We start from the raw sequence: 25,034 nt of genomic DNA on the forward strand, positions 1-25,034 counted from the left end.
TGGTGTCACTTACCGTAAGGACATGGGAACGCGTCTGAGAGAGACCGCCAGTGAAGTGGCCGCCCTGCTGTGGCGTGAGCACGTCGTGTACCGCGAGCGGGGCGGGGGCGTGGTCATCCGGGGCGAGCACGTGCAGCGGTGGATCAGCATGGCCCCGAGCGGCGGTCGGGACGAGATTCTGCTGCGCGCGGGGCGGATACTCGACGGCGGTACGACCGCGCCCGCGCGTACGGAGGCCCTCGCGAGCCTCGACGCCGGAACGAACGAGCTCGCCGCGACATGCCGGCGTCTCCTCGCCGAGGTCACCACCGACACCGCGCGGCCCGCGCCGCCGCCCCGGCGGGTCCGGAAGCGGGACCGGCGAATACGCAAGGGCCGGCACACGAGCTTCACCTCGTGGGTGGTCATCGTGGGCGTGATCGCCCTCGTCGGCCTCTACGCGTACAACGCGGTGGTCGCGCGCCTGCGGTAATTCGTTGGCGCACAAGAAACCGCGGCGCTCACCCTGTTCACCGTGGCAGAACCCAAACACCGGATCCGAGCCCTGCACACGGACTCCACCGTCACCGTCTACCAGGCCTACGCGCCGCACATCGGCCTCCCCGCCGCCCGGGAGGGCCGGTTTCCGGCCGCGTGGAAGCGGGACCGGATGACGTGGATCAAGCCGTCGTTCCTGTGGATGATGTACCGCTGCGGGTGGGGCACGAAGGAGGGCCAGGAGACCGTTCTCGCCGTCGAAATCTCCCGCGAAGGCTTTGAGTGGGCGCTGGAAAACGCATGCTTGTCGCACTACGAGCGCGGGCTCCACGCCGACCAGGCCGTGTGGAAGCGGCAGCTACGGCATTCCCCTGCCCGGGTCCAGTGGGACCCGGAACGCGACCTGCGCCTCCAGCCCCTCCCTCACCGTTCGCTGCAGCTCGGTCTCGCCGGCGAGGCCGCGCGCCGCTACGCCGACGAGTGGGTCGTCTCCATCACCGACGTCACCGCGCTCGCCCACGCGATCCACACGCACGTACGGGACGGGGACCTGGACGCCGCGCGGCAGCTCCTGCCCCGCGAAAGCCCGTACCCCCTAAAGGCGGGCGTTCACCACTTGATGGCGTCCTGAAGGTCCGACTGCCAGTAGGTGACGGCGGCCGAGTCGTCGATGTGCGTGTCCTTGGGGAGGGCGAGGTGGGCCGGGGTGCCCGTGGAGTCGTTGCCCGAGCGGCCGGAGAAGTAGACCGTCAGGTCGTGGGCGGTGCGGCCGTGGGCGCCGCTGCCGTCGGCGGACGAGAGGCGGATGCCCGCGTAGGCGGACTGCCCCGGCTCCAGCATGACGACGGACTGCGGCACGCTCTCCCGCACGGCCTGGATGGCGGCCTGGGCGTCGTCGAAGATGAGGGCGGGGGAGCTGTACGCGGCGCAGCGCTTGCCGCTGGTGTTGGTGACGGTGAGGGCCAGGTGGTTGATGGGGCGGCTGATGGCGTTGGCGGTCACCTTGGAGTTGGCGGCCGAGCAGGCGACGATGCGGTCGGCGGCCTTGCCCTTGTCGGCGGCCGGAGTGGCAGCCGGAGTGGTGGCGGCGGGCTTGGCGGCCGGGGTGCCCGGACGGGCCGCGCTGTCGGAACCGGGGGTCGCGGTCGAGGACGCGAGCTCCTTGGCGGCGGAGGTGGCGGGCGCGGGGCTGACCTGGTTCGAGGCGACACTCTGGCCCTGGCAGGCGGTGATGGTGACGACGGCGGCGGCCACGAAGGCGGCGGCGGTGATACGGCCGGCGGTGGGCATGAGTGTCTCCTGTGCGAATGGACGCGGGTGCGGTGTGGTGAGTCGAGGGCGAGATCCGGCGGCCGGCCGAAGGGCGGTCCGCTCGTCGCCCTCACAGCCTGCGGCGCCCGGCGAGTCGACCGCAATGGCGTTCGAACCATCCGGGAAAATGGAATGGTCGAACGCGTTCTGACCTGGGGAAATGCCATTCCCCTGGAACGCGGTCCTGGGATGGGGAGGGGCACGGCCGATGGCCGAGGAGACCGAGGAATTCGCCGAACTGCTCCGTGAGCTCAAGGCCCGCTCCGGGCAGAGCTACGCGGGACTGGCCAAGCGGCTGCACATGAGCACGTCGACGGTTCACCGCTACTGCAACGGGGACGCCGTGCCGGCGGAGTACGCCCCCGTGGAACGTTTCGCCAGGGTGTGCGGAGCGAAGCCCGAGGAACTCGTCGAGCTCCACCGCCACTGGATTCTCGCGGATGCGGCCCGCCGCCGGAAGGCGGCGACGAGCCGGGCGGTGGCCGCCCCGGCCGCCGCCCCGGCCGCCGCCGAAGGCGCGGCCGAGGCCGACGCCTCCCCGGTACCGGGCGTGCCCGCGCAAGGCGCCGCGGCCACGTCCGTTTCGTCGGCGGCTGCCGGCCCGTCGTCGGGTGCTGCCCACCCGTCCCGCCCTGCGGGACGATTGCCCACCACCAGGCTCGCCCTTCTCGGGGCCGCCGTCGTGGCCATCGCCGCGACCTCGGCCGTCATGGTGGGCCACGCGGCCTCCCCGGACCGTGGCAGCGCTGACCACGACGACGCCCGCCGCCCCCAGCAAGCACAGCCCTACGCCGCGCCCAGCCGGGCGAGCACCCCGAAGCCGCTCACCGCATCACCCCCTTCGGCCTTGCCCCTGCTCCCCTCCCCCGCCCTCTCCGGGGGCACCGCCACCCCCGCGCCGGGGATACCGAGCGAGGCCCCCACCCCCAGCGCCGGGCCCAAAAAGCCGGACGGAGGCGGCGGGGGCGACTCCGCCGCCGGCATCCCCCTCACCGTCGCCACCCGCCCGTACGTCTGGCAGGACCACTGCGACCAGTACTACCTGACGGACCGGCAGCCGCCGTTCATGCCTCCGCCCCCGGAGGAACAGGACGCGCCCGGCTGGGCGGCCAACCTGCGGGCCGTGGCGGGTGGCCGGACGGACGTCGAGCTGTCCGTACAGGGCAAGGGCCGTGAGGCCGTCGTGCTGCACGCCCTGCGGGTCCGGGTCGTCGAGCGGTCGGCGCCGCTCTCCTGGAGCGCGTACGCGATGGGCAGCGGCTGCGGCGGCGGTCTCACGCCCGCCTTCCACGACGTCGACCTCGACGCCGGGCAGCCGCAGGCCCGGGCGAAGGGCGGCATGCAGGGCGACATCGCGATCCCGGCCACCGACTTCCCGTACAAGGTCAGCTCGACCGACCCCCAGGTGCTCAAGGTGACCGCGCACACCGAGGGCCATGACGTCAGCTGGTACCTGGAGCTGGAGTGGAGCAGCGGGGACCGGCACGGCACCGTCCGCGTCGACGACCACGGGCGCCCGTTCCGTACGAGCGCCATCAAGGACCGTCCGCAGTACTTCTACTGGCTGGGGAAGAACGTCTGGTCGCCGGTGGAGGGCGAGAACCGCTCCAAGTGAGCTCCAAGTGAGAGCTCACGGGCAGTTCAGGGGCTGATTCCCGCTGTCGACGGTGCACACGTCCGTGCCGTCGCCGCCGTCCACCTCGCCCTGGTTGACGTGGACGTGGAGGGTGTCGTCCCCGTCGTCGCCGTGCACCTTGCCCGTGGGGGCCACGGTGCCGTTGATGTCGATGAAGTCGTTCTCACCGACGCCCTCCACGAGGCCGCGGATGGTGACGGCGCCGTCGGCGAGGATGACGTCCGCGCCCCGCGCGCCCCGGATGATGCTTGTCTCGCCGGTCGTGGCGGTCTTGAAGAGGAGGATGAGGTCGTCGTCCTGACCGCCACGGACCGTGCCGAGGACCGCGCCCCTGAGATCGATCTCGTCCCGCCCGGCCTGACCGTCGATGACACCCCGCTCGGTCAGCCGGGCGCCTTCCGCGAGGACGATGTGGTCCGCGCCGTCGCCGCCGAGGACGCTGCCGGAGACGTCCCCGGTGAGGGTGATCGTGTCGGCGCCGCCCCGGGCGTCGACGGTGGCACCCGCGTCCAGCCCGCCGCAGATGATGACGTCGTCGCCGTCGGTGCCCGTGATGTCCGGGCCGGGCACCGGGGCCCCGTTGACCGTGCAGGAGGTCGCCGCGTGGGCGGCGGGCCCCGCGAGGAAGGCGACAGGGAGGAGCAGGGCTGCCAGTGTGAGGCGTGCGAAACGCTTGCGGTTCATGGCGAGCACATCCCCTTCACAACGGGACTCCGGCTCTCCCCCATTACCTTCCGTGGAGCCGACGCGCCGAAACGGCGCGAAAGCCCCACGAAAGGATGAACCTACGAGCGAGGCGCCACCTTGCTCAGGCCGTTGATGATGCGGTCCATCGCGTCGCCGCCCGTCGGGTCGGTCAGGTTGGCCAGCATCTTCAGCGTGAACTTCATCAGCAGCGGATGCGTCAGGCCGCGCTCCGTCGCCAGCTTCATGATCTTCGGGTTGCCGATGAGCTTCACGAAGGCCCGGCCGAGCGTGTAGTAGCCGCCGTAGGTGTCCTTGAGGACCTTCGGGTAGCGCTGGAGGGCGAGTTCCCGCTGCGCGTACGAGGCACGGGCGTGCGCCTGGACGATGACGTCGGCGACGATCTGGCCCGACTCCATGGCGTAGGCGATGCCCTCGCCGTTGAAGGGGTTGACGAGCCCGCCCGCGTCGCCGACGAGCAGCAGGCCGCGGGTGTAGTGCGGCTGACGGTTGAACGCCATGGGGAGGGCGGCGCCGCGGATGGGACCGGTCATGTTCTCCGGGGTGTAGCCCCAGTCCTCGGGCATCGAGGCGCACCACGCCTTGAGCACCTCGCGCCAGTCCAGCTCCTTGAAGGAGTCGGAGGTGTTGAGGACGCCGAGGCCGACGTTGCTCGTGCCGTCGCCCATGCCGAAGATCCAGCCGTAGCCGGGCAGCAGCCGGTCCGGGCCGGGGCCGCGGCGGTCCCAGAGCTCCAGCCAGGACTCCAGGTAGTCGTCGTCGTGGCGCGGGGAGGTGAAGTACGTGCGGACGGCGACGCCCATCGGGCGGTCCTCGCGGCGGTGGAGGCCCATGGCCAGCGAGAGGCGCGAGGAGTTGCCGTCGGCGGCGACGACCAGCGGGGCGTGGAAGGTGACGGGCCGCTTCTCCTCGCCCAGCTTCGCCTCGACGCCGGTGATGTGGCCCGTGCGGTCGTCGATGACGGGCGCGCCGACGTTGCAGCGCTCGTACAGCCGGGCACCGGCCTTGACGGCCTGCCGGGCGAGCTGCTCGTCGAAGTCGTCGCGCTTGCGGACCAGTCCGTAGTCCGGGAAGGACGCCAGCTCCGGCCAGTCGAGCTCCAGGCGGACGCCGCCGCCGATGATGCGGAGGCCCTTGTTGCGCAGCCAGCCCGCTTCCTCGGAGATGTCGATGCCCATCGCCACGAGCTGCTTGGTGGCGCGCGGGGTGAGGCCGTCGCCGCACACCTTCTCGCGCGGGAAGGCCGTCTTCTCCAGGAGGAGGACGTCGAGGCCCGCCTTGGCCAGGTGGTACGCGGTCGTGGAGCCGGCCGGGCCCGCCCCGACGACGATCACATCAGCGCTGTGTTCGGAGGGGGACTCGGTCACGGCGGGGACTCCCGAAGACTCGTCGATTGCGGACGAGTGCAGTCTATGGGGGCGCCCCCGCCGGGCCCGTGGGGGTCAGTCGAAGTCGACGGGGATGACCGACCAGGTGGCCAGGGCCGTGTCGAACACCTTGCGCGAACCCGCCCAGTACTCGTCGCGCGCCTGGAAGTAGACGGCGTACTCCGTGGCGGCCTCGTTCACGTACGCCTGGTCGACGGCGTGCATCGTCCTGCCCGTGTCCCGCTGGACCCAGGTGAACTCCCAGCGCGCGCCGGGACGGCCCTGGAAGGTGTTGGCGTCGAGCGCGACCCGCTGGTACGTGTCGTTCTTCTCCTTGAGCGTCTTCTCCAGCTCCAGGAAGTGGTCGTACGCGGTCTGCGAGCTCTTGGGGACGAGCCCGACGCGGAGGTACGAGCCTCCGGTGCCCGGCTCGTAGTCGATCTGGTGGTTGCCCTTGTCGCCGCGCTTCCAGCCGTCGGGGACGGCGAGCCTGAAGCCGAGTGAGTCGTCCCGCATGGCGTAGCCGGGCGGGACGGAGGGCGTCGCGCCCGGGTTCGAGGCCGGGTCGGGGGCCGGGGCGGTCGGTGAGCCGGTGGGGCCGGTGCGGCCGGAAGGGCCGGAAGGGCCGGAAGGGCCGGAAGGGCCGCTGGAAGCGGACGGCTCGGCGGGGCCTGCCGAGGGGGTCACGACGACGCGCCCGCCCCGGTTGTCGCCGTCGTGGCGCGCGCTGTCCTGCCGCCCGCCGTCGGTCCGGCCCACCAGCATCACCCCGGCCGTCGCGGCACCGCCGACCAGGAACGCCGCCAGGCCGATGGCCGCCCACACGATCGGGCCGCGAACAGCCCCGGCACGCGGGGGAACGGGGGCGGGGACAGGGACAGGGACGGGGGTGACAGCAGGTGCGAACGCGGTGTGCGGCGGGGGCACCACGGCCGTCGGCGCCTCGGACGGCGCGGGAGGCACGACGGCCGTCGGCGCCTCGGACGGCGCCGGGGGCGCGACGGGCGGCGCGACAGGCGGAACGACCGGAACGGCCGGAACCGGCGGAGCCGTGGGCGGCTGGGCGGGTACGGGCGGCTGAGCCGCCACCGGCGGCCGGCCCGGCACCGGCGGCACCACGGCCGCACCCACACCGACGCCCGGCGCACCCGGCAGCCCCGACGCGCCCGACACACCCGTCCCGCCCGTCCCCTGACGGCCCAGCACCCCCGCCAGCAGCACCGCGCCCGCCGTCCACAGCAGCCCGAACAGCAGCAGTTCCCCGGCGTTCGTGCCGACCGACGCCTCCATGCCGCGCAGGCGGCCCGAGAAGGAGGACGGACCGGAGGTCATCCGCATGTCGCCGCCGGAGACGAACGACAGCACCCACACCGCCGCCAGGAAGAACACCCCGGAGAGCACCTGCTCCACCCGGTCCGCCGAGCGCCGCGCCGCCAGGACGGCGAGGATCACCGCGCACACCACGCCCAGCGCCACGGCGCCGGCCTGGGCCCAGCCGCCCGCCAGTTCACCGATCTCGGAGAGGCCGAGGGTGCCGCCCACATGACGGCTGTGCTCGGTGGACGATGCCTCGACGCCCGCGCCCCAGGAGACGCCGAGCGCCATCAGGCCGAGGTTGACCAGCACGGGGAGCGAGCCGACGACGGTCCAGCCGCCGACCTCGTCCTGGTGCGTGGCGAGGACGACGAACGCGACCAGCGCGCAGAGCGCCACCGACAGGGCGAGGGCGCGAAGGGCGGTGCCCCACGCCCGTATGACCACCTGGGCGCCGGCGCCCAGGCGCGCGACGAGCCGGTCGCGACACAGCATCGCGCCGCTGACCGCGCCCGCCAGCGCGCAGGAGAACAGCGCGGCGAGGCCGGGCGAGGTGGAGACCGACAGGTTCTCGACGTCCGGCTGCCCGCAGAGGGCGAGCACGAGCACCGCCGCCCCGCACAGCAGCGCGACCCGCACGGCGGCCTCGGCCGCACCGTCCGTCGCTCCCGCCGCGCGCCGCAGCCGGGCCGTGCCCAGAGCCACCGCTCCGGCCCACAGGATCGTGACCGTCAACGGCCATACGGAGAGATAACCGCTGCCGCGCAGGAACATCGACAGCAGCGAGTCCCCGCCGCGCAGCTCCACGTCCAGCGTGCCGCCGAGGCCCTGGACGAGCAGGGCGAGGACGACCTGGAAGCGGTCGGACCAGTCGCCGAGGCGCGCGCGGTCGAAGTCGTCCGAGGACGGCAGCGAGATCGCGACCGCGAGGACGAGGAGCAGGGCGGACGGCCACAGCGCCGCCTTCGCCGCCCCCGCCCAGTCCCCCGCGACCGTACGGCGCAGGAACAGCGCGCCGCGCGAGGGCGGGGCGTGCATGGGGGGCGGGGGGTACGACGGCGGGGGTGGCGCGGTCGGCACGGTGCCTCCGGGGCTCGGCGACGATCAAGCGATCAGACGATCATGGGCAGGGCGGTCAAGATCGTAGCGACCTTGACCGCCCTGCCCATGACAAACGCTCCCCGGATCGACCCGGCCGAGCGACCGACCGAACGACCGGGCGAACCCCCGCCCGCCCGGCCGACCGAACGGGCGTCAGTCCTGCGGCTTGAATCCGCGGTGCAGCGCGACGACGCCGCCCGTCAGATCGCGCCACGCCACCTTCGACCAGCCGGCCTTCTGGAGCCGCGCGGCGAGCGCGGGCTGGTCGGGCCACTCGCGGATCGATTCGGCGAGGTAGACGTACGCGTCGGGGTTGCTGCACACCGTGCGGGCGATCGGCGGCAGGGCGCGCATCAGGTACTCGCTGTAGACCGTGCGGAACGGCCCCCAGGTGGGCTGGCTGAACTCGCAGATCACCACGCGCCCGCCCGGCTTGGTCACGCGCAGGAGCTCGCGCAGCGCGGTGTCCGTCTCCTGGACGTTGCGCAGCCCGAAGGAGATGGTCACGGCGTCGAAGACGCCGTCCGCGAAGGGCAGCTTCGTGGCGTCGCCGGCGGTCAGCGGCAGCCAGGGGTTGCGCTTCTTGCCCTCGCGCAGCATGCCCAGCGAGAAGTCGCACGGGACGACGTAGGCGCCGTCCATGGCGAACGGGAGCGAGGACGTGCCCGTACCGGCGGCGAGGTCGAGGACCTTCTGCCCCGGGCGGGCGTCGACGGCGCGTGCCACGGCCTTGCGCCAGAGCCGGGCCTGACCGAGCGAGATGACGTCGTTGGTCAGGTCGTACTTCGCCGCCACGTCGTCGAACATCGCGGCGACTTCGTGCGGCTGCTTGTCCAGGGTTGCTCGGGTCACGGACCCATTCTTCACCACGGCCCAAAAGACCTTGGACGGGGACGGCCGCCCCGGGAAGGACCGGCCGTCTCGCGGTGCCGACTGCGCTCGCTCCTGTGGGCCCGCCCCGAGAACACCGGTCCCCCCACCCATGGCCCCCTCGGCAACAGGTTTCCGACCGGTCGTGCGCGTCCTCGCGGCCTGTCCGACGACTGGGCCCGCCACACCTTCGCACCGCGGGACGACCGAAGCGGCCGTCCCCGCGATCACCATCCTGCCGGGTGAAGCGGTACGAACGGCTCCTCTTGACGGCGCCCTGACGTGCGGGAACGCGCTCCTGACGGATCACTGACGGGCCGTCGCGGCACGCCCTCCCAGCGCCCCCTCAGCGGCGCCGGTGCACCAGCCGCCCCGCCAGCACCGTGGCGACGCACGTGCCCGCGCCCGCCTCCAGCAGCGCCGCCTCGTCGAACGCATCCGGCACGTCGGTCACGTCGGGTACGTCCGGCACGTCGAAGACGGCGAAGTCGGCGCGGCCGCCGACGGTCAGGGGGGAGGCGACGGCGTCCGCGAGGCCGTACGCGTTGCGGAAGGGGTCGAGGTTCGGCTCCTCGAAGAGGATGCCCGGGGCGCCGAGGGCCGGGACGGCCGTCAGGCCGGACCGCGCGACCGCCGTCGCCACCACCGGGTTCGAGCCGATCGCCACCGCTGTCGTGCCGTGCCGCAGCATCTGCTGCACCCCGCGCCGGACACTGCCCGCCCAGCGCGTGTCGGTCATGTCGAGCGCTTCGAGCCGCTCCCCCGTCAGCGGCCGGTCGCCCAGCTCCTCGTGCTCGCGGGGATCCGGGTGGTAGGCGCGCTCCAGCAGCCACGTGCCGTGCCACTGCCGCAGCCCCGGCGTGAGCACCCCCGGCCACCGCCGTACCCGTGCCCGGGGATACGCCGCCGCGAGCTCCTCGTACGGGCCGAGCGCCGCGACCGTGTCACCGTCGACGACCACCGCCCCGTCCGGCACGGGAGCCGTGCCGGGGACGGCGATCAGCAGGTCGGCGGCGTGGAGCGTCAGCAAGGAACCGGGCCGTCAGCTCGCCTGGACGATCTTCAGCTCGGGGTGGGCCGTGCCGCCCTCGATGGCCGTGGACGACAGGTGGGAGACGACGCGGTCGTCGACCGGGTCGTTCGCCGGGTCGTCGTGGACGACCAGGTGCTCGTACGTCGTGGCGCGCTGCGCCGGGACGCGGCCCGCCTTGCGGATGAGATCGATGATCTCCATCCGGTTGGAGCGGTGCTTGGCGCCGGCCGAGGAGACCACGTTCTCCTCCAGCATGATCGAGCCGAGGTCGTCCGCGCCGTAGTGCAGCGACAGCTGGCCGACCTCCTTGCCCGTGGTCAGCCAGGAGCCCTGGATGTGGGCGACGTTGTCGAGGAAGAGCCGCGCGATGGCGATCATGCGCAGGTACTCGAAGATGGTCGCCTGCGTCCGGCCCTTCAGATGGTTGTTCTCGGGCTGGTACGTGTACGGGATGAACGCGCGGAAGCCGCCCGTGCGATCCTGGACGTCACGGATCATGCGGAGGTGCTCGATCCGCTCGGCGTTGGTCTCGCCCGTGCCCATCAGCATCGTGGAGGTCGACTCGACGCCCATGGTGTGGGCGATCTCCATGATCTCCAGCCAGCGCTCGCCGGACTCCTTCAGCGGCGCGATGGCCTTGCGCGGCCGCTCCGGCAGCAGCTCGGCGCCGGCGCCCGCGAAGGAGTCCAGGCCGGCGGCGTGGATGCGGCGGATGGCCTCCTCGACGCTCACACCGGAGATCCGCGCCATGTGATCGACCTCGGACGCGCCGAGGGAGTGGATCACGAGCTGCGGGAATTCCTTCTTGATCGCCGCGAAGTGCTCCTCGTAGTACTCCACGCCGTAGTCGGGGTGGTGGCCGCCCTGGAACATGATCTGGGTGCCGCCCAGCTCGACCGTCTCCGCGCAGCGGCGCAGGATGTCGTCCATCGGGCGCGTCCAGACCTTCTCGCTCTTGGGCGGGGCGTAGAAGGCACAGAACTTGCACGCGGTGACGCAGGCGTTGGTGTAGTTGATGTTGCGCTCGATGATGTACGTCGCGATGTGCTCGGTGCCCGCGTAGCGCTTGCGGCGCACGGCGTCGGCGGCCGCGCCCAGGGCGTGCAGCGGCGCGGAGCGGTAGAGCTCGAGCGCCTCCTCCGGGGTGATCCGGCCGCCGGCCGCGGCGCGGTCGAGGACGGCTGTGACATCAAAGGACTTGAGGTCGGCGTTCTCGGTCACCGGGCGTCCCTTCGGAGGGGGTATGCGAATACCGGGTCAGCCTACGCGAGGCGGCCGTACGGGCCGGATACCGGGCCGGATACCGAGCGGCTACCGAGCGGCTACCGAGCCGGTCAGCGACCGCTCCGGGTCAGCGTCGCCCTGACCTTGCCGCCCTTCTCGTCGTCGGAGGCGAAGGCGACGGTGCCGTCCGGGGCGAGGGTGTACGTCACGGCCGCGGTCTGGCCCGTGCAGCCGGGCCCGGCGGTGCCGTCGGTGCTCTCCTCCAGGGTGATCCTCCCGGTGGTGGCCGAGGTCAGTTTCGCCTTGCTGTGGCACTGGATGACGCCGAGCACGTCGTAGGTCGTGCGGACCGCGTAGGGGGCCTGGGGGTCGTCGGTGATGACGCTGGTCATGGTGCCGTTGGGAGTGCCGTCGGACTGGACGACCTGGCCGGTCCAGGTGCCCGCGAAACCCCCGAGGACGGTGGCCTGCCGGGAGGGGACCGCGCTGGCGGCCGGGCGCCCGGCCGCCCCGTCGCGGCCGCTCCCGCCCGTGCCGGGCAGCAGGCCGAGGACGACGGCTGCCGTGGTGGCGATGGCCAGGACACCGGCGATGGTGAGGACGAGGGCGCGGCCTCTTCCCTTGCGGGTGGAGGAGGTTTGCCCCTGTCCCGCCCTTTCACCGTTTCCCTCGGGGGCTCCGCCCCCGGGCCCCCGCTCCTCAAACGCCGGAGGGGCTGGAATCGGGCTCCGGACCCGGGCCCGCTCCTCGAACGCCGGAGGGGCTGGATGATCCGCCGGAAGGGCTGAGGTCTCCAGGTCCAGCAGCTCCACCGCCTGCCTGCTCACCCTCTCCACCAGCGGGCCCGGCAGCCAGCCCGGGCGGATGAGGGCGGACGCGCCCGTCGGGCCGCTCAGACCGCGGGCGAGCTCGGCCGGGGTAGGGCGGGACGTCGGGTCCTTGGCCAGGCAGGCCGCCACCAGCTGCCGCAGCTCGCCCGCCAGGGCCGGGCCCAGGACGGGCTCCTCGTGGACGACCTTGTAGAGGAGGGCGGCCGAGCTGTCGCCCGTGAAGGGCGGCTCGCCCGTGGCCGCGTACGTGAGGACCGCGCCCAGCGAGAAGACGTCGGCGGCGCCCGTGACGTCCTTGCCCACGATCTGTTCGGGGGCCATGTAGCCGGGCGAGCCGATGGAGACGCCGGTCGCGGTCAGGGACGCGGTGCCGTCCGTGGCGCGGGCGATGCCGAAGTCGATCAGGCGGGGGCCGTCGAGGGCGAGCAGCACGTTGGAGGGCTTGACGTCGCGGTGGACCAGCCCCAGCCCGTGCACCGCCGTCAGCGCCTCCGCCAGGCCCGCCCCGATCGCCCGTACCGCCGCTTCCGGCAGCGGGCCCACCTCGGCGACGGCCTCGGTCAGCGAGGGCCCGGCGACATAGCCCGTCGCCACCCACGGAACGGCGGCGTCCGGATCGGCGTCGAGGACGGGCGCCGTCCACGCGCCACCGACTTTCCGGGCGGATTCCACTTCTCGCCGGAAACGCGCCCGGAATTGCGTGTCCAGGGCGAAATGCGGGTGCACGGCCTTGACGGCGACCGTGCGGCCGCCGGCGCTACGGCCCAGGTACACCCGGCCCATACCGCCCGCCCCGATCCGCCCCAGCAGCCGGTACGCGCCTATGACCTGCGGGTCTTCCTCGGACAGCCGTTGCATCGGGACCTTCGCCTCCCCCTGGAGCGGGCCCTGCGGCCCCGATTTTCAGCCTATGACTCAATTCACGGGTCGTCCGAGGAACCCCGGACCCTGGTTTGCCCATCAACTAGGACGGAACAAACCGTCATGTCCTTCGGGGCAGCAGCATCATCCGGAGCGACGCGATGGCGCACTCACCCAACGGGGGCTACCGGCCCAACGGGGGATACCAGCAACAGGGCGGCGGCCACCCGCAGGGTGGTGGCTTCGGCCCCCGGCCGGGCGGCTACCCGCAGCAGGGCGGCGGCTACGGCGGTCAGGACCGCGGCTACCAGCAGCAGGGCGGTGGCTACCGTCAGCAGGGCGGCCCGGGCACCTACCCGCCGGCCGACGGCTACGGTCCGTACAACGGCCGGGACGGCCGCGACGGGCGGGACGACCAGTACGGGGACCAGTACGGCGGTCAGTACGACGACCAGTACGACGGTCAGTACCAGTCGCAGGGGCGCCAGCGGGCCTCCCGCGCCAAGTTCTGGACGATCGTCGTGGCGTCCATAGCCATAGTCGGTCTGCTCACGGGTGGTGTGCTGAAGTACCTGGAGGTCGGCCCGTTCTCCAAGAAGGGCGACCCGGTCAGCTTCGGTCCGGGCGGCGACAAGAACGGCGGCCAGGCCGGCGGCGCCACCGGCGGCGACTCCGGTGACTCCAAGACGCTGATGCCGACGGGCCCGGCGGCTCAGTTCAAGAACGCCAACACGCTCGGCGACGGCACCGAGATCGGCGTCGTGACCATCACGGGCAAGAAGTCCGGTTTCACGGGCAAGGTCTGGGTCTGGGCGCCCAAGCAGTACAAGGACCCCAAGTACGCCAAGAGCGGCTTCCCGGTCCTGATCGCGCTGCCCGGTGGCCCCGGCTACCCGAACAACTACTGGATGGGCACCGACCTCGGCCTGGAGTCCTCCATCGCCAAGTGGGCGGACGAGGGCAAGAGCAAGCCGTTCCTGCTGGCCATGCCCATCCTCAACCCGAACGACAAGAACTACTACGACGGCAGTGACATCCCCGGCCAGGCCAAGATGGGCACCTGGCTCACCGAGGACGTCCCGGACCTCATGAAGCAGAACTTCCGCACGCTGAAGTCGCGCGACGGCTGGGCGTTCATGGGCTCCTCCTCCGGTGGCTTCGCGGGCTTCAAGGCCGTCATGAAGCACCCGGACAAGTTCAAGGCCGTCATCGCCTCCGGCCCGGACATCGTCCCGGACTCCCCGCTGTGGAAGGGCTACGACGCCGAGAAGCGCGAGAACAACCCCGAGGTGCTCTCGCAGCGGCTGATCGACACCAAGTCGAAGAACGACGTCTACATCGCGTTCCAGTACGGAACGCTCGAAGCCGCCATCACACGGCAGGGCGTCGACAAGTACATCGCCACCTACGGCAACAAGGGCCCCATCCACACCCATCTCGAGGTCATCCAGGGCGGCAAGCACGACGCCAAGACCTACGTGAAGGGCATGGGCAACAGCAGCATCCAGTGGATCAGCGAGCAGATGGAGGGGCCGACGCCCTCCTCCTGACCGTCCACGCAGACGGCCGGGCCCCGGTGGTTCCACGGGGCCCGGCCGTCGGCGTATGGAGCCCTGATTCCTCCCCGGACTCCCCGGAGGGATCAGGGCTTCAGCAGTTCCACCCGGATGTCGGCGGGGAAGCCGGTCGTCGGGCCGGTGCGGCGGGCGAACTCCGACACGCCCGCCAGCTGGTCCGGGCCGAAGCGGAAGTCCAGCGTCGTGAAGTAGCGCTCCAGCAGCTCGGCGTCGAAGGACTCCCAGCGGGCGGCCTGGTCGGCGACCTTGCCGACCTCCTCCAGGGAGAGGTCCCGGGAGGCCAGGAACGCCTGGTGGACCTGGGCGACGAGCTCCGGCTCCCGGGCCAGGTAGTCCTTGCGGGCGGCCCAGACGGCGAAGACGAACGGCAGGCCCGTCCACTCCTTCCACATCGTCCCCAGGTCGTGGACGGTCAGCCCCAGCCTCGGCGCGTCGTGCAGCGAGGCCCGCAGGGCGGCGTCACCGATCAGGACGGCCGCGTCGGCCTCCTGCATCATCGCGGCGAGGTCCGGCGGGCAGGTGTAGTAGTCCGGGGACACGCCGTAGCGCTCGGCGAGCAGCAGCTGAGCGAGCCGGACGGAGGTGCGCGAGGTGGAGCCGAGGGCCACCCGGGCCCCGTCCAGCCGGTCCAGCGGCAGCTGGGAGACGATGACGCAGGACATGACGGGGCCGTCGCAGCCCACCGCGATGTCGGACAGCGCGACGAGGTCGTCGGCGTTTCTCAGGAACTCGACGAGCGTGACCGGCGCGATGTCCAGCTCCCCGGCGATCAGCTGCTCGCTGAGCTTGTCGGGGGTGTCCTTGGTCAGGTCCAGGTCCAGCAGCGTGCCCGTGCGGGCGAGCCCCCAGTAGAGGGGCAGGCAGTTGAGGAACTGGATGTGGCCGACACGCGGACGGCTGCGCGGCCGCTCCGGAGCGTCGACGGCGATCGCTACATCTGAGGCTGAATTGTCCACATCCGGAGGCTAGCCCCGACGCCTCCCGGCCGCCGGGCCGGGGTGCCCGCTACAGGTGCCCGACCGGCAATCTTTTCCGCCCGCAAGGGCCGGAAAACCCTCCGTGGGCGTGATCTTCAACTCCTTCCCCGGAACAACGTCGCGTGCTAGGCTCGCCGCAAGTTGCAGTTTGGTTTCCCTTGCAGTACAGAGCCTGCGGAGCATGTGACCCCGCAGGCTTTTGTAGTTTTCAGACTTCTCGCAGGTTCTGGAGCAGGGCAACCCTTTGGCCCAAGGAGGGCTTATGGCTACCGGAACCGTGAAGTGGTTCAACGCTGAAAAGGGCTTTGGCTTCATCGCCCAGGACGGCGGGGGCCCCGACGTCTTTGTCCACTACTCCGCGATCAACGCCGCTGGCTTCCGCTCCCTCGAGGAGAACCAGGCGGTCACCTTCGACGTCACGCAGGGCCCCAAGGGCCCGCAGGCGGAGAACGTCACCCCGGCGTGATTTGCCGATCCCCGGTTCTCCGGGGATCACCCAAGGAGCCCTGCCTTCCGCTTCGGCGGAGGGCGGGGCTCCTGCCTTTTGGGCGGGTCCGGCCGGTCCATGGCTTGTTCACAAAGTTTTTATCCGGTCATCTTCGACCGGCAAAGTGATCACCCACTGGCGCCACTTATTTCACTTTCGCACTCGTTTTCGTACCGACCTTCGTACAACGCCTCGATTTCCGCGGCATAGCGCTCCGCGACCGCCGTCCGGCGGAGTTTCAAGGTCGGCGTCAGGGTGCCGTTCTCCACGCCGAAGTCCCCGGTCAGGATCGTGAACGCCCGGACCCGGGCGGGCCGCGCCACCCGCTCGTTGGCCGCCGCCACCGCCTCCTCGCACAGCCGCCGCACCGCCGGGTGCCGGGCGGGCCCTCCGGCATCGAAAACCACCCCTTCGGAGGCCGCCCACGCCGTGATCTCCGCTGTGTCGAGGGTGAGCAGCGCCACCGGGTGGGGACGGCGGTCTCCGATCATCACCGCGCGGGAGATCCAGCGGGACTGCTGGACGGCGAACTCCCACAGCGAGGGGGTCAGGTTCTTCCCGCTGGACGTGATGATCAGGTCCTTCTTGCGGCCGGTGATGCTGAGGTAGCCGTCCGCGTCGAGGGTGCCGATGTCGCCGGTGCGCAGCCAGCCGTCCGCGTCGACCGCCTCGGCGGTCGCGGCCGGGTTGCCGTGGTAGCCGGCGAAGACGCCGGGGCCCCGGGCCAGCACCTCGCCGTCCTCCGCGATCCGCAGCTCGCAGCCGGGGATCGCCCGCCCGACCGTGCCGGGGCGCACGGCGCCCGGATGGTTGACGGTGATCACGCCGGCGGCCTCGGTCATGCCGTAGCCCTCGTAGAGGGCGATGCCGCAGGCGCGCAGGAAGTCCAGCGTCTGCGGCGCGATGGGCGCGGCCCCCGTGAGGGCCCAGCGCAGCCTGCCGCCGAAGGCCGCCCTCGCGGGGGCGAAGACGCGCTTCTCGGCCGCCTCCCAGGCGCCGCGCAGCGCCTCGTCCGGCTCCTCGCCCCGCTCGCGCAGCGCGGCCACCTCCAGGCCGATGCGGACGGCCGCCTCCAGGCGGGCCCGGCCCTCGGGGCCGTGCGCCTCGGCGAGGGCGACAACACCGGCGTGGACCTTCTCGAAGAGCCGGGGCACGGAGGGCAGGTGGTGGGGCCGGACCTCGGCGAGTTCGGCGACGACGTTCTCGACCCGGCCGCCGAAGTAGCAGAGCGTCCCGCCCCGACGGAACGTGGTCAGCTGGATGAGCTGCCCGAGGATGTGGGCGAGCGGCAGATAGAGGTAGGTGGTCTCGCCGGGGCCGCCGCCGGTGAGGTCGGCCGTGGCGTCCTGGTTGGAGACGAGATTGGCGTGGGTGAGACGGCATCCCTTGGGGAGGCCGGTGGTGCCGGAGGTGTAGACGATGGTGCACAGGTCGTCGGCCTTGCGCGCGGCGGCGCGCGCGAGGAGCTCGTCCAGGGGCGCGGCGGCGGGCAGCGCGCCGAGGAGGTGAGTACCGGGGGTGGGGTCGCCTTCCATCAGCACCAGGTGGCGCAGCTCGGGCAGTCCGTCGCGGACGGCCGTCACGCGGGCGGCCTGGGCGGCGTCCCCGCAGATGACGACGGAGGCGCCGGAGTCGCCCAGCACCCAGGCCACCTCCTCCTGCCCGGCCGTGGGGTAGACGGGCACGACGACCGCGCCGGCGGCCAGCGCGGCGAACTGGGCGTGGGTCCACTCCGGGCGGGTCTCCGCCAGGATCGCCACCCGGTCGTCCGGGCGCACCCCGAGCCCGATCAGGCCCCGGCCGAGGGTGCGCACGGTCTCGCGCAGCCGGTCGTAATCCGTCTCCGCCCAGCCGTCGCCGTGGCGGAAGCGCAGCGCGGGCAGGCCCCCGTACCGCTCCGCCGCCCATTCGGTGAACTCGGCGAAAGTGTCGGGGCGTTGCTGCGGCATGGGACCTCCCGTACAGACATGCGGACGAGGAACGCGCGAACAGGAATGCTGCGTAACGATGTACCCATCCGGCATGGTCCACCCCACCCGCCCCCGCGGGGATGACCGGAATCGTCGGCCCCGCTGACCCGGGCGTTCAACGGGGTTACCGTGCGGTGCATGAGCAGCCGGACGATCACCGTGCACCAGGTGCGGGCCGCGCTCGGCGGGGCGCGGCGGCAGGGGCTCGACAGCGTGCCGCTGCTCCAACGGGCCGGGATTCCGCCGCTGTCGCTGGGCGACGAGCGGGCGCGGGTGACCGCCGAGCAGTTCGCGCTGCTGGTCCGCGCGGTGCAGCGGGCCACGGAGGACGAGTTCATGGGGCTGGGCTCGGTGCCCAGCAGACCGGGGACGTTCGCCATGATGTGCTACGCCAGCATCGGCTGCCGGGACCTGGGCGCGGCGCTGGAGCGGGCCGTGCGGTTCTACGGGCTCTTCCCCGGCGGCCCGGACCTCGCGCTGGAACGCAGCGGCGAGGACGCGGAGTTCGCCGTCCGCAACGATCTGCGCGACCACGCCGAGGGGCGGTTCCTGGCCGAATGCGTGCTGGTCATCTGGCACCGGCTGGCGAGCTGGCTGATCGGCCGGCGGATCCCGCTGCGCCGGGTCCGCTTCGACTGCCCGCCGCCGCCCCACGCGGGCGAGTACGGACCGCTGTTCGACTGCCCGGTGGGCTTCGGGCCGGGGCGGACGTTCCGGGCGGGCGCCCTGTTCGACGCCCGGTGGCTGGCGGCACCGCCGGTGCGGGACGAGGCGGCGCTGGAGGAGCTGCTGCGGCGGGCGCCCGCCGTGCTCATCGGCCGCCACGAGTACGGCACGACGGTGACGGAGCAGGTGCGGCGGACGTTCGCGCGCGCCCTGCGCGAGGGCCGCCCGGCCCGGCTGCCGGAGCTCGACCGGCTGGCGGCCCGGCTGGCGCTGAGCCCGGCGACGCTGCGGCGCCGGCTGCGGGAGGAGGGCACCTCGTACCGGCGGCTGAAGGACCAGGTGCGGCGGGAGGCGGCGCTGGCCGGGCTGGCGGGCGGCCGGGAGCCGATCGTGGAGCTGGCGGCGCGGCTGGGCTTCTCGGAGGACGCCGCCTTCCACCGGGCGTTCCGCCGCTGGACGGGGACGACGCCGGGGGCGTACCGGCGCGGCCAGGAAAGCTGAGCGTTCCGGTCAGCGCCGCCTTACCGGCGGGTCACTACGGTCACCAACCAGCCGTTTTCACACGACAGTTGATCCTCCAGTGGGGAGAGCCGCATGCACCTGCGCAGAACGGCCCTCGCGGCGGTGGCCGCGCTGATCGTCACGTTCGGCCTGTCGGGCGCCGCCTCGGCGGCCGGCGGTACGGACACGGGGGCGCCGGGCGACATCGTCAGCGCCGCGCCGACCTCCTTCCACCCGCTCCCGGGCCAGCCCACGAACACCCGCGCCTGGCACGTCACCTACCGCTCCACCACGGCCAAGGGCGCCCCGAACGTCGTCTCCGGCACCGTGATCGTCCCCCGGGACGGGCGCACCGGCCCCCGCCCGCTGATCACCTACGCCGTGGGCACGGTGGGCATCGCCGACCAGTGCGCGCCCTCGGCCGGCTTCCCGCGCGGCACCACGCTGGAGGCCAACCTCATCCAGCTGCTGACCGCGCGCGGCTGGGCCGTCGCCGTCACCGACTACGAGGGCCTGGGCACCCCCGGCGACCACACCTACACCGTCGGGCGCGCCGAGGGCCACGCCGTCCTCGACGCCGCGCGCGCCGCGCTGCGGCTGCCGCAGGCGGGGCTGGGCCCGGACACGCCCGTCGGCATCATGGGCTACTCCCAGGGCGGTCAGGCCACCAGCTGGGCGGCGGAGCTCCACGACTCGTACGCGCCCGAACTCGACGTCCGCGGCACGGCGACGGGCGGCGTGCCCGCCGATCTACTGAAGACCGCCGACTTCAACAACGGCAACGTCGGGGCCGGGCTGATCCTGATGTCCGCCGTCGGCCAGAACGCCGCCTTCCCCGAGCTGGGGCTCGACAAGTACCTCAACGACAGGGGGCGTTCGTACATCGACTTCCTGAAGAAGCACTGCGTGGTCATCGACGTCGCGGCGGGGCTCTTCAAGCGGATCGGGGACGTGACGGTCAGGAACCCGCTGTACGAGGCGGACTGGCAGCGGGTGCTGCGGGCGTCGAGGCTGGGCACCCACGCGCCCGATCACCCCGTGTACCTCTACCACGGGGCGATCGACGAGCTGATTCCGTACGAGGTGGGGCGCGGGCTGCGGGCGGATTGGTGCGCGAAGGGGGCGACGGTGCAGTGGAAATCGCTGCCGCTGGCCGAGCACGTGGCAGGTGTGATCGCGGAGTCGGTCCCGGCCGCGAACTGGCTGGCCGACCGCTTCGCGGGACGGCCGACACGAGGTAACTGCTAGGGGCTGTACCCCGGTTACGGCCGGGGCACCCTCACCGCTCGTACAGGCTCGCGATCTCCGCCGCGAAGTCCCGCGCGATGACCTCCCGCCGCAGCTTCAGCGACGGCGTCAGATACCCGGCCTCCACCGAGAACTCCACCGGCAGCACCGCGAACCGCCGGATCGACTCCGCCCGCGACACGTACCCGTTCGCCTCCTCCACCGCCGTCCCCAGCTCCCTCCGCAGCGCCTCGTCGTGCACGAGCTCGTGGACGGGCACGTCGTCCAGGCCGCGCATGCGGGCCCAGTGGTCGAGCCCGTCCGCGTCGAGGGTGAGCAACGCCGTGACGTACGGCCGATCGTCGCCGATGACGACGCACTGGTCGACGAGCGGGTGGGCCCGGACGCGGTCCTCCATGGGGGCCGGGGCGACGTTCTTGCCGCCGGAGGTGACGATGAGTTCCTTCTTCCGGCCGGTGATCGTGAGGTAGCCCTCGGCGTCCAGCGCGCCCAGGTCGCCGGTGGCGAACCACTCGTCCGCCCCGGACACCGGGACCGCCTCCGCCTTCTCCGCGTCCCAGTAGCCGGCGAAGACGTGGGGGCCGCGCAGCAGGATCTCGCCGTCGGCGGCTATGCGGACACCGCCGCCGGGCAGCGGCCAGCCGACGGTGCCGGGGCGGGGGAGCAGCGGCGGGGTGAGGGTGGCGGCGGCGGTGGTCTCGGTGAGGCCGTAGCCCTCGAAGACCCCGATGCCGGCGCCGGCGTAGAAGGCGGTGAGCCGGGTGCCCAGCGGGGAGCCGCCGCTGATGACGTAGCGGACGCGGCCGCCGAGCGCGGCCCGGATCCGGCGGTAGACGAGCGGGTTGTAGAAGGCGTGGGCGGCGCGCAGCCGGGGCCCGGGGCCGGGTCCGGTGCCGGCCAGGCCGGCGGCCGTGGCCTCGGCGTGTTCCCTGGCCACGGCGGCCGCGCGGTCGAAGGTCTCGGCGCGGCCGAGCCGTTCAGCCGTCGCCCGGCCGGTGTTGTAGATCTTCTCCAGGACGTAGGGGATGGCGAGGAGGAACGTCGGCCGGAACCCGGCGAGTTCGGCACGGAGTTCGTCGCCGCGGAGGGAGTCGGTGTGGCCCAGGCGCACCCGGGCGCGGACGCAGCCGACGGCGAGCATGCGGCCGAGGACGTGCGCGAGCGGCAGGAAGAGCAGGGTGGAGGCGGGGTGCCTGCTGACGGCGGTGAAGACGGGGTGCAGCAGGGCGATCGCGTTGTCGACCTCGGCGAAGAAGTTGGCGTGGGTGAGGACGCAGCCCTTGGGGCGGCCGGTGGTGCCGGAGGTGTAGACGAGGGTGGCGATGTCCTCGGGGGTGCGGGTGGCCCGGCGTTCGGTGATCACCCGGTCGGGCAGCTGCCGCCCGGCGGCGACGAAGCGTGCCACGGCCCCGGTGTCGAGCTGCCAGACGTGGGCGAGGGCGGGTAAGTCGGGGCGGGCGGCGGCGACGAGCTTCAGCTGCTCGGGCGTCTCGACGACGCACGCGGCGGCGCCGGAGTCCTGAAGGATCCAGCGGACCTGGTGGCCGGAGGAGGTGGGGTAGACGGGCACGGTGACCAGGCCGGCGGCCCAGGCGGCGAAGTCGAGCAGCGTCCACTCGTAGCGGGTGCGGGCCATGATGGCGAGCCGGTCGCCGGGCCGCAGGCCGTGGGCGACGAGGCCCTTGGCGACGCCGCGCACCTCGGCGGCGAAGCGGGCGGCGGTGATGTCGCGCCAGATAGGCCGGCCGGGGCTCCCGGGTTCCTTGCGGCTGAAAGCGACGGCGTGGGGGTCCTCGGCCGCGTTGTCGAAGGGCAGGTCGCCGAGCGTGCCGTGGTGGACGCGCGGGGCGAGCGCGGGGACGGCCGCCTCGCGGACGGTCCCGGCGACGGTGGTCGTACGGGGCAGGACGAGCGGCGGGGGCGCGGCGGCGCCGGGCGTTGCGGACACGTGCGGCTCCTGTTCGGGACGGCAGGCGAACGACAGGCGAAACCGGCAGGCGACATTACTCGGCAGTAGATGCCTGGCCGTAAAGGTACGCCTGCGCGCCCGTGCCGACCACCCCCTCTCCCCGAGCCTTCCGGGTCCGGGGAGGAGGGGGACGACTCAGGGCCGGGCGGCGCGTGTCCAGCGCCGGCCGGCCCTGAGGTTCTCCAGCCCCACCCAGGCGACGTTCATCAGCGTCGCGGCGGTCTCCTTCGCCGAGGGGACGGCGCCCGTGCGGGTGTTGGCCCACCCGGCGAGCGACTCGGCGGCGCCCACCAGCGCGTGCGCCAGTCCGGAGGCCTCGTGTCCCGCCAGGGCGGCGCTCCCGTCCCCGTCCGCGCCCTCGGCGGCGGTGGCGGCGGTGGCGGCGATGAGCCGGGTGACGAGGCCGACCATCTCCTGCCGCAGTTCGTCCACGACGGGCGCGGCCGGCTCCCCGTTCGTCCGGGCCTGGCAGCTGAGCACCGCCCAGCCGTCGGGGTGTTCGGCGGTGTGGGTGAAGAAGGCGCGCAGTCCGTGCCACAGCCGGTCGTCGGCGGAGGCGTCGGGCTCGATCGCGGCCCGCACCGCGGCCTTCAGGGCCTCGGCCTCGCGGCGGACGCAGGCGCCGAAGAGGTCTTCCTTCGAGTTCAGATAGAGGTAGACCAGCGGCTTGGAGGCCCCGGCCAGTTCGGCGATCTCGTCCATGGACGCGGCGCGGTAGCCGCGCCGGGCGAAGACCTCCACCGCGGCGTCGAGCATCTGCCGCTCGCGCACCTCCCGTGGCATCCGCCGGATCTTTCCGGTGCCACGCTTGCGCTTCGGGGCCGGATCCTGCGGTGGCGGCGCCCCGCCCCCGGACCCGGTGGCGCCCTCCCGGGTGGTGTTCTCCGTGGCCCGTGGGGCCCTTGCGACCTGTGCGTTGCTCACGACCGTCACGACAAAAAATCCCTCCCCCCCGTCACACTACCGGCAGGTAATATCACGGGGAGGAGGGACGTCAAGGGCCGGGAACGAGCCTCCGGGGGGCCGTCCGGCCCTTTCCTGCCGGTCCGTCAGGCGGCGACGGGCGCGGTGCGGACCTCGGCGACGGGCTCGTCCTCCAGGTGGGAGCCGTCGGCCGTGTCGTAGGCGGCGCGGTCCAGGATCTTCTCCCGGGAGGCGACGATGATCGGGATCACCGACTGCCCGGCCACGTTCGTGGCGGTTCTCATCATGTCCACGATCGGGTCGATCGCCAGGAGCAGGCCCACGCCCGCCATCGGCAGGCCCAGCGTCGAGAGCGTCAGCGTGAGCATCACGGTGGCGCCGGTGAGGCCGGCGGTGGCGGCCGAGCCGATGACGGAGACGAAGGCGATCAGGATGTAGTCCTTGACCTCCAGCGGCACGTCGAAGACCTGGGCGACGAAGATCGCGGCGATGGCCGGGTAGATCGAGGCGCAGCCGTCCATCTTGGTCGTCGAGCCGAAGGGCACCGCGAAGGACGCGTACTCCTTGGGGACGCCGAGCCGCTCGGTGACCTTCTGGGTGAGCGGCATGGTGCCGACGGAGGAGCGGGAGACGAAGGCCAGCTGGATGGCGGGCCAGGCGCCCTTGAAGAAGCGCAGCGGGTTGACCTTGGCGACGGTCGCGAGCAGCAGCGGGTAGACGCCGAACAGCACGATGGCGCAGCCGACGTAGATGTCGGCGGTGAACGTCGCGTACTTGCCGAGCAGGCCCCAGCCGTAGGTGGAGATGGCGGTGCCGACCAGGCCGAGCGTGCCCAGCGGGGCGAGCTTGATGACCCACCACAGGGCCTTCTGCAGCAGCTCCAGCACGGAGTGGCTGAAGGTGAGGACGGGCTGGGCCTTCTCGCCGGTCTTGAGGATCGCGATGCCGACGACCACGGCCATGAAGACGATCTGGAGGACCTTCAGCTGGGTGAAGGGCGTGACGATGTCGGTGGGGATGATGCCGGTGAGGAAGTCGAGCCAGGAGCCGTGCTTCTTGGGCTCGGCGCCGTCGGCGGCGGTGAGGCCGGTGCCCGCGCCCGGGTCGGTGAGGAGGCCGATCGCCAGGCCGATGACGACCGCGATCAGCGACGTGATCATGAACCACATCAGGGTGCGGGTGGCCAGCCGGGCGGCGTTGGAGACGTTCCGCAGATTGGTGATCGAGACCAGGATCGCGAAGAACACCAGCGGCGCGATGACCAGCATCAGCAGCTGGACGAAGGTGTCACCGATCCTGCCCAGCGTGCTGCCGAGCCAGCCGATGTCACCGCTCTTGGCGGCCCAGCCGAGCAGGGCGCCCAGGGCGAGGCCGAGCAGGATCTGGGCCCAGAAGGGCACGCTGAATATGCGGGATATGCGCCCGCGCGAGGCGGCCGCCGTGGGGGACGGTGACGTCGACATGCGAATTACCGTAACACTCATGCTTTGAGCAACCCAAAGAACTTCTTTGAGGCGCACGCACATCAGAACGCGCCGGAACATGCCGGAACGCGCCTGCGCCCCGCGCCGGAACGGGAGTTCCGGCGCGGGGCGCAGGTAGAGGTATGTCGTATATGTGAGGAGTGTTACTGGACCGCGTCCTCCTGGCCCGCGTTCGCGGCCATCTTGGCCTTCGCGCGGTCCACCCGCTCCACGATCTGCTCGGACATGGCGTCCCGCTGCTTGCGCAGCAGGACCCAGCTCAGCGGCGCGGAGAGGATCAGGGCCAGCAGGATCATCCAGACGAGGTTGGAGTTGCCGACCCCGAGCGGGATGACGTGGACGTAGCACAGCACCCAGACCACGGCGAAGCAGCCGACCAGCAGGCCGAGCCGCAGGGCGGTGTAGCGGAGCGACGCGAACTTCTGGCTACTCACGGACGGGACCTTCTTCTCGACGACAACCGAAACGTGCAATTCCAGTAGTACAGCACGCCCAGAAGTGG

Annotated in this window: 21 protein-coding genes; 7 read left to right on the forward strand and 14 right to left on the reverse strand. The window is 72.3% G+C overall.

Annotated elements, in window-relative coordinates; all coding sequences use genetic code 11:
- Nucleotides 1-22 precede the first annotated feature (22 nt).
- A complete protein-coding gene (locus tag IE096_RS28640) occupies nucleotides 23-472 on the forward strand; it encodes a hypothetical protein (protein WP_189456605.1) in 450 nt (149 codons plus the stop codon).
- Nucleotides 473-514: 42 nt separating this feature from the next.
- The gene (locus IE096_RS28645; protein ID WP_189456608.1) at nucleotides 515-1,108 is read left to right on the forward strand and encodes a DUF4291 domain-containing protein; all 594 of its coding nucleotides are present in this window, start codon (nucleotides 515-517) and stop codon (nucleotides 1,106-1,108) included.
- Here IE096_RS28645 and IE096_RS28650 read toward each other — a convergent pair.
- Nucleotides 1,087-1,767: a DUF4232 domain-containing protein gene (locus IE096_RS28650; RefSeq protein ID WP_189456610.1), complete on the reverse strand. Its 681-nt coding sequence runs from the start codon at nucleotides 1,765-1,767 to the stop codon at nucleotides 1,087-1,089. The two genes, IE096_RS28645 and IE096_RS28650, sit on opposite strands and share 22 nt — an antisense overlap.
- A 229-nt stretch (nucleotides 1,768-1,996) precedes the next feature.
- Here IE096_RS28650 and IE096_RS28655 point away from each other — a divergent pair, with 229 nt between their 5' ends.
- Complete coding sequence (locus tag IE096_RS28655) at nucleotides 1,997-3,403, forward strand: helix-turn-helix domain-containing protein (RefSeq protein WP_189456612.1); 1,407 nt, start codon at nucleotides 1,997-1,999, stop codon at nucleotides 3,401-3,403.
- Between the two features lie 15 nt (nucleotides 3,404-3,418).
- Here the strand turns inward: IE096_RS28655 and IE096_RS28660 are convergent, their stop codons facing one another.
- The 7 genes from IE096_RS28660 to IE096_RS28690 all read right to left on the reverse strand — a co-directional run bounded on the left by IE096_RS28660 (nucleotide 3,419) and on the right by IE096_RS28690 (nucleotide 12,726).
- A complete protein-coding gene (locus tag IE096_RS28660) occupies nucleotides 3,419-4,108 on the reverse strand; it encodes a hypothetical protein (RefSeq protein WP_189456614.1) in 690 nt (229 codons plus the stop codon).
- Between the two features lie 101 nt (nucleotides 4,109-4,209).
- Nucleotides 4,210-5,496 (reverse strand): geranylgeranyl reductase family protein, encoded by a 1,287-nt coding sequence (locus IE096_RS28665; protein WP_189456616.1) that lies wholly within the window; start codon nucleotides 5,494-5,496, stop codon nucleotides 4,210-4,212.
- Nucleotides 5,497-5,571: 75 nt separating this feature from the next.
- Nucleotides 5,572-7,848, reverse strand: coding sequence for a serine/threonine kinase C-terminal domain-containing protein (locus IE096_RS28670; protein WP_189456618.1), 2,277 nt, complete (start codon nucleotides 7,846-7,848; stop codon nucleotides 5,572-5,574).
- 216 nt (nucleotides 7,849-8,064) lie between these two features.
- On the reverse strand, nucleotides 8,065-8,763 hold the full coding sequence (locus tag IE096_RS28675) for a demethylmenaquinone methyltransferase (RefSeq protein WP_189456619.1): 699 nt from the start codon (nucleotides 8,761-8,763) through the stop codon (nucleotides 8,065-8,067).
- A gap of 364 nt (nucleotides 8,764-9,127) precedes the next feature.
- A complete protein-coding gene (locus IE096_RS28680; protein WP_189456621.1) occupies nucleotides 9,128-9,811 on the reverse strand; it encodes an amidohydrolase family protein in 684 nt (227 codons plus the stop codon).
- A gap of 12 nt (nucleotides 9,812-9,823) precedes the next feature.
- Nucleotides 9,824-11,035, reverse strand: a complete 1,212-nt coding sequence (mqnC, locus tag IE096_RS28685) for a cyclic dehypoxanthinyl futalosine synthase (protein WP_189456623.1) — start codon at nucleotides 11,033-11,035, stop codon at nucleotides 9,824-9,826.
- 113 nt (nucleotides 11,036-11,148) lie between these two features.
- On the reverse strand, nucleotides 11,149-12,726 hold the full coding sequence (locus tag IE096_RS28690; protein WP_189456625.1) for a protein kinase domain-containing protein: 1,578 nt from the start codon (nucleotides 12,724-12,726) through the stop codon (nucleotides 11,149-11,151).
- Between the two features lie 164 nt (nucleotides 12,727-12,890).
- On the opposite strand from IE096_RS28690, the gene IE096_RS28695 reads away from it, so the two are divergent.
- The gene (locus IE096_RS28695; protein WP_189456627.1) at nucleotides 12,891-14,279 is read left to right on the forward strand and encodes an alpha/beta hydrolase; all 1,389 of its coding nucleotides are present in this window, start codon (nucleotides 12,891-12,893) and stop codon (nucleotides 14,277-14,279) included.
- A 92-nt stretch (nucleotides 14,280-14,371) separates the two neighbouring features.
- Here IE096_RS28695 and IE096_RS28700 read toward each other — a convergent pair whose 3' ends face one another.
- On the reverse strand, nucleotides 14,372-15,262 hold the full coding sequence (locus IE096_RS28700; RefSeq protein WP_229820671.1) for a menaquinone biosynthetic enzyme MqnA/MqnD family protein: 891 nt from the start codon (nucleotides 15,260-15,262) through the stop codon (nucleotides 14,372-14,374).
- Between the two features lie 283 nt (nucleotides 15,263-15,545).
- Here IE096_RS28700 and IE096_RS28705 point away from each other — a divergent pair, with 283 nt between their 5' ends.
- Nucleotides 15,546-15,749 (forward strand): cold-shock protein, encoded by a 204-nt coding sequence (locus tag IE096_RS28705; protein ID WP_126914791.1) that lies wholly within the window; start codon nucleotides 15,546-15,548, stop codon nucleotides 15,747-15,749.
- A gap of 149 nt (nucleotides 15,750-15,898) precedes the next feature.
- Here the strand turns inward: IE096_RS28705 and IE096_RS28710 are convergent, their stop codons facing one another.
- Nucleotides 15,899-17,719, reverse strand: a complete 1,821-nt coding sequence (locus IE096_RS28710; protein WP_189456630.1) for an AMP-dependent synthetase/ligase — start codon at nucleotides 17,717-17,719, stop codon at nucleotides 15,899-15,901.
- A 159-nt stretch (nucleotides 17,720-17,878) separates the two neighbouring features.
- On the opposite strand from IE096_RS28710, the gene IE096_RS28715 reads away from it, so the two are divergent.
- Together IE096_RS28715 and IE096_RS28720 are read left to right on the forward strand one after the other, a co-directional pair.
- Nucleotides 17,879-18,907, forward strand: a complete 1,029-nt coding sequence (locus IE096_RS28715; RefSeq protein WP_189456632.1) for an AraC family transcriptional regulator — start codon at nucleotides 17,879-17,881, stop codon at nucleotides 18,905-18,907.
- A gap of 93 nt (nucleotides 18,908-19,000) precedes the next feature.
- Complete coding sequence (locus IE096_RS28720; RefSeq protein ID WP_189456634.1) at nucleotides 19,001-20,155, forward strand: lipase family protein; 1,155 nt, start codon at nucleotides 19,001-19,003, stop codon at nucleotides 20,153-20,155.
- 31 nt (nucleotides 20,156-20,186) lie between these two features.
- Here the strand turns inward: IE096_RS28720 and IE096_RS28725 are convergent, their stop codons facing one another.
- The 4 genes from IE096_RS28725 to IE096_RS28740 form a co-directional block, all read right to left on the reverse strand.
- Nucleotides 20,187-22,103 carry an AMP-dependent synthetase/ligase gene (locus tag IE096_RS28725; RefSeq protein ID WP_189456635.1) on the reverse strand — a complete coding sequence of 639 codons (1,917 nt, stop codon included), beginning with the start codon at nucleotides 22,101-22,103 and terminating at the stop codon, nucleotides 20,187-20,189.
- A 156-nt stretch (nucleotides 22,104-22,259) separates the two neighbouring features.
- Nucleotides 22,260-22,907 (reverse strand): TetR/AcrR family transcriptional regulator, encoded by a 648-nt coding sequence (locus IE096_RS28730; protein WP_189456637.1) that lies wholly within the window; start codon nucleotides 22,905-22,907, stop codon nucleotides 22,260-22,262.
- 266 nt (nucleotides 22,908-23,173) lie between these two features.
- Nucleotides 23,174-24,511, reverse strand: coding sequence for a dicarboxylate/amino acid:cation symporter (locus IE096_RS28735; protein WP_189456639.1), 1,338 nt, complete (start codon nucleotides 24,509-24,511; stop codon nucleotides 23,174-23,176).
- Between the two features lie 164 nt (nucleotides 24,512-24,675).
- On the reverse strand, nucleotides 24,676-24,966 hold the full coding sequence (locus tag IE096_RS28740) for a DUF4229 domain-containing protein (RefSeq protein ID WP_189456641.1): 291 nt from the start codon (nucleotides 24,964-24,966) through the stop codon (nucleotides 24,676-24,678).
- Nucleotides 24,967-25,034 lie beyond the last annotated feature (68 nt).

The organism is Streptomyces abikoensis (genome assembly GCF_014648775.1).
Lineage (GTDB): Bacteria > Actinomycetota > Actinomycetes > Streptomycetales > Streptomycetaceae > Streptomyces > Streptomyces abikoensis.